At 70.6% G+C, this 6,319-nt stretch carries 7 protein-coding genes; 6 read left to right on the top strand and 1 reads right to left on the bottom strand.

Annotation, left to right across the window (positions count from 1 at the left end):
• The first annotated feature begins 128 nt into the window (after window positions 1–128).
• The 6 genes from hemQ (at window position 129) to ACNPM4_RS00945 (ending at window position 5,494) form a co-directional block, all read left to right on the top strand.
• The gene (hemQ, locus tag ACNPM4_RS00970) at window positions 129–809 is read left to right on the top strand and encodes a hydrogen peroxide-dependent heme synthase (protein ID WP_448984392.1); all 681 of its coding nucleotides are present in this window, start codon (window positions 129–131) and stop codon (window positions 807–809) included.
• 5 nt (window positions 810–814) lie between these two features.
• The gene (hemC, locus tag ACNPM4_RS00965) at window positions 815–1,804 is read left to right on the top strand and encodes a hydroxymethylbilane synthase (RefSeq protein WP_448984391.1); all 990 of its coding nucleotides are present in this window, start codon (window positions 815–817) and stop codon (window positions 1,802–1,804) included.
• 6 nt (window positions 1,805–1,810) lie between these two features.
• Window positions 1,811–2,608 carry a uroporphyrinogen-III synthase gene (locus ACNPM4_RS00960; protein WP_029261232.1) on the top strand — a complete coding sequence of 266 codons (798 nt, stop codon included), beginning with the start codon at window positions 1,811–1,813 and terminating at the stop codon, window positions 2,606–2,608.
• Window positions 2,605–3,582 carry a porphobilinogen synthase gene (gene hemB, locus ACNPM4_RS00955; protein ID WP_448984390.1) on the top strand — a complete coding sequence of 326 codons (978 nt, stop codon included), beginning with the start codon at window positions 2,605–2,607 and terminating at the stop codon, window positions 3,580–3,582. Before ACNPM4_RS00960 ends, hemB begins: the two co-directional genes overlap by 4 nt.
• Window positions 3,583–3,600: 18 nt before the next feature.
• Window positions 3,601–4,923, top strand: a complete 1,323-nt coding sequence (gene hemL / locus ACNPM4_RS00950) for a glutamate-1-semialdehyde 2,1-aminomutase (protein WP_400857581.1) — start codon at window positions 3,601–3,603, stop codon at window positions 4,921–4,923.
• A gap of 121 nt (window positions 4,924–5,044) precedes the next feature.
• The gene (locus tag ACNPM4_RS00945; RefSeq protein WP_400857582.1) at window positions 5,045–5,494 is read left to right on the top strand and encodes a hypothetical protein; all 450 of its coding nucleotides are present in this window, start codon (window positions 5,045–5,047) and stop codon (window positions 5,492–5,494) included.
• 98 nt (window positions 5,495–5,592) lie between these two features.
• On the opposite strand, the gene ACNPM4_RS00940 is transcribed toward ACNPM4_RS00945, so the two are convergent.
• On the bottom strand, window positions 5,593–6,319 hold a 727-nt coding region (locus tag ACNPM4_RS00940; protein ID WP_448984389.1), incomplete at its 5' end, for a hypothetical protein.

The raw sequence follows: 6,319 nt of genomic DNA, 5'->3' as shown, positions 1-6,319 counted from the left end.
GTCGTGGGGGGCGCGGTCTGGGCGATCGCGCGCGCCATTTCACGCTGACGACCGCATTCCAGGATGCCGCTGATTCCCCCGGTCGGGGGGATTAGCGGCTCCTGCGCAAACGAGGCAGACTGGGGAGCATGATGTCCGAAGAGCGCGATGAGAACCCGTCCGGCTTCACCCTCTGGGCCGTCTGGCGACGAAACCCCGACGTTCCCGTGACGGAGACCGAGTCGACCGAGCTCGAGACGATCGTCTCCTACATCGAGGACTCCGGCGTGACCGTCCGCGGCTTCTACGACGTCTCCGGCCTCAAGGCCGACGCCGATCTCATGGTCTGGCTGCACGGCGAGACCGCCGAGGAGCTGCAGAAGGCGCTGCGTCGCCTGCGCCGCACCGAACTGCTCCGCCCGCTCCTCCCTGTGTGGAACGTCATGGGCGTGCACCGCGACGCCGAGTTCAACCGCGCCCACGTGCCCGGCTTCCTCCGCGGGGTCGAGCCGAAGGACTGGCTGTGCCTCTACCCGTTCGTGCGCACGCCGGAGTGGTACCTCGCCCCCGAGGAGGAGCGTCGCAAGATGCTCGCCGACCACGGACGCAAGGGCGCCGCATTCACCGGCGTCCTCGCCAACACGGTCGCCTCGTTCGCGCTCGGCGACTACGAGTGGCTGCTGCCCCTCGAGGCCGACGAGCTCACCGACCTCGTCGACCTGATGCGCGACCTCCGCTACACCGACGCCCGCCTGTACGTGAAGGAGGAGGTGCCCTTCTACACGGGGCGCAGACTCCGGTTCGACGAGATCGCGGACGTTCTGCAGTAAGCGCCATGAGCACCCCCATCCGTCTGGGCACCCGTCGCAGCGCGCTCGCGCAGGCGCAGTCCGGTCATGTCGCCACGGCCCTCGAGACGCTCTCGGGTCGCCGGGTCGAGCTCGTCCCGATCACCAGCGAGGGTGACACCAACCGCGCCTCGCTCTCCGAGATCGGCGGCCAGGGCATCTTCGCCACGCGACTTCGCGAGGCCCTGCTCGCCGGGGAGTGCGACTTCCTGGTGCACTCCCTGAAGGATCTGCCGACGGCGATCCCCGACGGCCTCGTGATCGCGGCGACCCCGAAGCGGGAGGATCCGCGTGACGTGGTGCTCACCCGTGACGGCATCCCGCTGCACGAGCTGCGCTCCGGGAGCACGGTCGGCACCGGCTCGCCGCGCCGCATCGCCCAGGTGCGCAGGCGGGCGCCGGGCGCCGAAGTCGTCGACATCCGCGGCAACGTCGACTCCCGGTTGGCGCGGGTCTCCACCGGGGAGCTCGACGCGGTGATCCTCGCCGCGGCAGGGCTTTCGAGGCTCGGGGCGGAGTCTCCGCTGCGTCGCGAGGAGCTCGGTCTCGCCGAGTGGCCGACCGCGCCGGGCCAGGGTTCTCTCGCCGTCGAAACACGGGAGGACGCGCCGGAGGAGCTGCGCGCGGCGCTCGCCGGTCTCGACGACCTCGACACCCGACTCGCCATCACGGTGGAGCGCGCGATCCTCGAAGGACTCGACGCGGGATGCCAGGCGCCGATGGCCGCTCACGCCGTGGTCGACGGGTCCTCGATCCGTGTCAGGACCGTCGTCTACGCCGTCGACGGCGGGCGCCGGATCGGCCTCGACGTCACCGAAGACCTGAACGGGGAGTATATTCGTCGGAACGGCAGTGGCAATGGAGCGGATGCTGCCGATGGTGCAGACCCGGTGCACGCAGCGCGCGAGCTCGGGTTCACTGTTGCCCGTCGGCTGCTCGATCAAGGGGCGGCCGGCCTCGTACCCCGAGAGCAATAAACCCTCATGACCACTTCCGAAATCAAGCAGGACCGACCGCTGGACGGCTGGCGCATTCTTGTGCCGCGTGGCGGGCCGTGGGGCGACAGCGTCGCCGCGAGCCTGCGCGCACTGGGCGCGGTGCCCGTCGTCGCGCCGCTCATCAACTTCGCGCCGACCACCGATCAGGCGACGCTCGACACCGCGCTGGCGCAGCTGGCCGCGGGCGAGTTCGACTGGCTGACCGTCACGAGCGCCACGACCGTCGATGTGCTCTTCGCGCATCGAGCGGTCATCCCTCGGTCGACGAAGATCGCTGCCGTGGGTGAGACCACCGCGGCCGCCCTGCAGGCGGTCGGCTACGAGGTCACGCTGGTGCCCGAGCAGGACAACTCGGCTGAGGGCATGGCGCAGCAGCTCATCGCTCTCGAACAGGAGCCGCGCCGCATCCTCGCTCTCCGCAGCGAGATCGCGAAGCCCGTGCTCAGCCTGCTCCTCTCGGAGGCGGGTCACGACGTGCACGGCGTGGTCGCCTACCGCACGGTGGGTGTCCCGGTGACCGAGCGCATCCGCCGCGACGTCGAGAACGGCCGGATCAACGCGATCCTCATCACGAGCGGCTCCGTCGCCGAGCAGGTGCGCGAGCAGTTCCCGGAGATCCCCGACGAGACGCTGCTCGCCGCCATCGGTCCACGGACCGCGAACGATGCGCAGCGTGCGGGCCTCCCGGTGTCGGTGGTCGCCGACCGGCAGACCATCGATGCGCTGATCGATGCGGTCTCGCACTTCACACTTCCGCACGCGGCCGACGAGTTCGCGCCGTGAGCTACCCCGATGTCCGACTGAGGCGCCTGCGTCAGTCGCGAGCCGTGCGTGATCTCGTGCGCGAGACCTCGCTGCAGCCCCGACAGCTCGTCCTGCCCCTCTTCGTCCGCGAAGGCATCGCGGAGCCGGTGCAGATCGGTTCGATGCCCGGGGTCGCCCAGCACTCGATCGACTCGCTGCGTGCTGCCGCCGTCGAGGCGGCGGAGGTCGGCGTCGGCGGCGTGATGCTGTTCGGTGTGCCGTCGGTTCGCGACGCTCGCGGGTCCGGAGCGGACGATCCGCGCGGCATCCTGAACGTCGCGACCGAAGCGCTGGCCGCCGAGGTCGGCGACGCGCTCGTCGTGCAGACCGACCTGTGCCTCGACGAATTCACCGATCACGGCCACTGCGGCGTGCTCGCGGCCGACGGTTCCGTGGACAACGACGCGACGCTCGAGCGCTACGCCTCGATGGCTCTCGCCCAGGCCCGTGCCGGATCCCAGCTGCTCGGACTGTCGGGGATGATGGACGGCCAGGTCGCGGTGATCCGCGCGGCGCTCGGCGCCGAGGGCTTCACCGACACGCTCCTCCTCGCCTACGCCGCCAAGTACGCGAGCGCCTTCTACGGCCCCTTCCGCGAGGCCGTGGATTCTCAGCTCCAGGGTGACCGTCGCACGTACCAGCTCGATCCGGGCAACCGGCGCGAGGGCGTCCGCGAGGCCGTCGTCGACGAGGCCGAGGGCGCGGACATTGTCATGGTGAAGCCGGCGATGGCCTTCCTCGACGTGCTGCGCGAGGTGCGCGACACCGTGAGCATCCCGGTCTGGGCGTACCAGGTGTCCGGCGAGTACGCGATGATCGAGGCCGCCGGCGCGAACGGCTGGATCGACCGCCGGGCGGCCGTGCTCGAATCCCTGCTCTCCATCCGCCGCGCGGGTGCCGATGCCGTGCTGACCTACTGGGCGACCGAGGCCGCCGGCTGGCTGCGCGACTGATACCTCCGAGGATCTCTCATGACCGACCGCAATGACGACCTGTTCTCCGCTGCCCGCGCGGTGATCCCGGGTGGGGTCAACTCACCCGTGCGCGCCTACGGCTCGGTGGGAGGCACGCCGCGATTCCTCGCTTCGGCGAAGGGCGCCACCGTGACGGATGCCGCGGGGCGCGAGTACGTCGACCTCGTCGCCTCCTGGGGCCCCGCTCTCCTCGGCCACGCGCACCCGGAGATCGTCGCTGCGGTGCAGGAAGCCGCGGCTCGAGGACTCTCGTTCGGCGCCCCGACCGAGGGTGAGGTCGAGCTCGCCGCGCTCATCGCCGACCGTGTCCGCTTCGGGGAGACCCGTCCGATCGAACGTGTGCGTCTGGTGTCCACCGGCACCGAGGCGACCATGACGGCGATCCGCCTCGCGCGCGGCGCGACCGGTCGCGACCTGCTCGTGAAGTTCGCCGGGCACTACCACGGTCACTCCGACGGGCTTCTCGCGGAGGCGGGTTCCGGTGTCGCGACGCTGGCGCTCCCCGGTTCGGCCGGTGTCCCTGCGCCGATCGCCGCGCAGACCCTGGTGATCGGTTACAACGACCCCGAGGCGCTGGCCGCGGTGTTCGCCGAGCACGGCCCGCGCATCGCCGCGGTGATCGTCGAGGCATCGGCCGCGAACATGGGAGTCGTCGCCCCCCTGCCCGGCTTCAACCGCCTGATCGCGGAGACCGCGCACGCACATGGTGCCCTCATGATCCTCGACGAGGTGCTCACGGGCTTCCGCGTGCACCCGGCGGGGTTCTGGGGTCTGCAGGCGGCGGCGGGCGAGGACTATCTGCCCGACATCTTCACGTTCGGCAAGGTCGTCGGCGGAGGCATGCCCCTGGCCGCGCTCGGCGGTCGCGCCGAGGTCATGGACCTGCTCGCACCTCTCGGCCCGGTCTACCAGGCGGGAACCCTGTCGGGGAACCCGCTGTCGGTCGCTGCGGGCCTGGCGACGTTGCGACTCGCGACCCCCGAGGTGTACGCCACGGTGGATGCGGCATCCGCCCGGGTGTCGGCCGCCCTCGATGCCGCCCTCACGTCGGCCGGCGTCACGCATGCCGTGGCCCGAGCCGGCAACCTGTTCAGCGCGTCGTTCCGTGCGTCCGAGCCGAGGAACTACGCCGAGGCGCAGGCGCAGGAGTCGTTCCGCTACGCCCCGTTCTTCCACTCCCTGCGGGAGCAGGGCGTCGCTCTACCGCCGAGTGTCTTCGAGGCCTGGTTCCTCACGGCCGCGCACGGCGAGCGGGAGCTCCAGCTCATCGAAGGGGCACTCCCGGCTGCCGCCGATGCCGCGGCTGCTGCGCGCCCCTGACCCGATTCCGGCGAACCGGCCGCGAGAAACCGCGACGGATGGTGGCAATCGACAAGGGATCGTTGCGTTCCTGTGAGCAACTTCCAGACAACTGGCAGGGCCGCGCTGGCAGACTGAGTGCATGGTGACGTTGCTGCTGGACCAGACGCAACTCGAAGTCGTGCTCTCGCCGCTCGAACGGGCCGCCACCTTCCACCGTGAGAACGTCCGCATCGCGCGCGACACCATCACCAAGGTCCAGCTCACGGATGACGCGTGGACGTGGCTGCGGGGCGTCCCGAACCCCGGCACGCACATCCCCGGCATCCTCGCCGCCGGCAGTTGGAAGGCGGCCGGCAGCCTGGACTTCGTGCTGATCCGCAAGCGTCGCCCGAGCGTCGTGATCGACCTCGAGGGCGACGAGCAGTACCGCCGCCTGATCCTGACCACGCGGCACGGGCTCGCGCTCACTCAGGCGTTGCGCCTCGATGTGTCCGCGGAGCCGGCAGACGTCGAGGAGATCGTCGCGACCTCGCCCACCGCCGTCCCGAAGGGCAGCCGTCGGCCGGTCATCCGCCCCCGACCTGCCTGACGGCGTCGACGGCTGCGGTCGCCCCTGACCGAACAGAGGAACGCCCTCCGCGACCATGTGGTCGGGAGGGCGTTCTCGGTTCTCGTCGTCGCTGAGGCTCAACCGTGGTGGTTCTCGCCACCTTCGTGCTCATCACCGTCATGATGCTCGTCGCTGCCGGACTGGCCGTCCGCGTCGGCGTCGGCGTCCGACTCGCCATCTGCGGATGCGACCTCCTCGGCGGGAGTCTCCTCCGGGGCGGACTCGTCGTCGGTCGCCTCATCGGACGCGGCCAGCGGCACCGTGTCGATGACGCCGGTGGACGCGATGCTCCAGTGCGCGCTCTCGGTCGAGGCGTCGTCCGCCGATTCCGGGCTGAGGGGGTAGTCCTTCGGCTCGTCCTCGTAGTAGGCGCGAGCGGCTGCGGCCAGCATCGAGCTGACGGCAGCGGAGCGCGGATCCTCGTCGGCGTCTGAGCCATCCGAGTCGTCGTGGTCCGAGTCGTCGCGGTCCGAGTCGTCGCGGTCCGAGTCGTCGCGGTCCGCGGTGTCGTCCTCTGCGCCGTCGTGGTCGGCATCGGAAGCGTCAGCGAGATCGGCGAAGATCTCGACACCCGTGTGCTCGACCTCGGACGCATCCTCGTCCAGCGGCGTGCCCTCGTCGTCTGACGGGCTGTCGCCGGTGCTCACGTCGTCGGTGGCTTCGGGTGCACCCGCCGCGCCGTCGGCGGTGGCTTCGACGTCGGCAGGCTGCTGCTCGGAAGCGTCATCAGCGGTGTGCTCGTCGTCGGATGTGTCGAAGATCTCGGCGACGCTGTGACGTGCCTCGTCGGTGGACGTGGGGGGG

It is taken from the genome of Microbacterium umsixpiens, from assembly GCF_053543675.1.
Note: the sequence above shows the minus strand (reverse complement) of the source record. Positions and strands in the feature narration are given on the sequence as shown.

Excerpts from the sequence above, each read along its gene's own strand:
- hemL (WP_400857581.1), top strand. The coding sequence starts at position 3,601 with ATGACCGACCGCAATGACGACCTGTTCTCCGCTGCCCGCGCGGTGATC.
- ACNPM4_RS00945 (WP_400857582.1), top strand. The coding sequence starts at position 5,045 with ATGGTGACGTTGCTGCTGGACCAGACGCAACTCGAAGTCGTGCTCTCG.
- hemQ (WP_448984392.1), top strand. The coding sequence starts at position 129 with ATGATGTCCGAAGAGCGCGATGAGAACCCGTCCGGCTTCACCCTCTGG.
- ACNPM4_RS00960 (WP_029261232.1), top strand. The coding sequence starts at position 1,811 with ATGACCACTTCCGAAATCAAGCAGGACCGACCGCTGGACGGCTGGCGC.
- hemC (WP_448984391.1), top strand. The coding sequence starts at position 815 with ATGAGCACCCCCATCCGTCTGGGCACCCGTCGCAGCGCGCTCGCGCAG.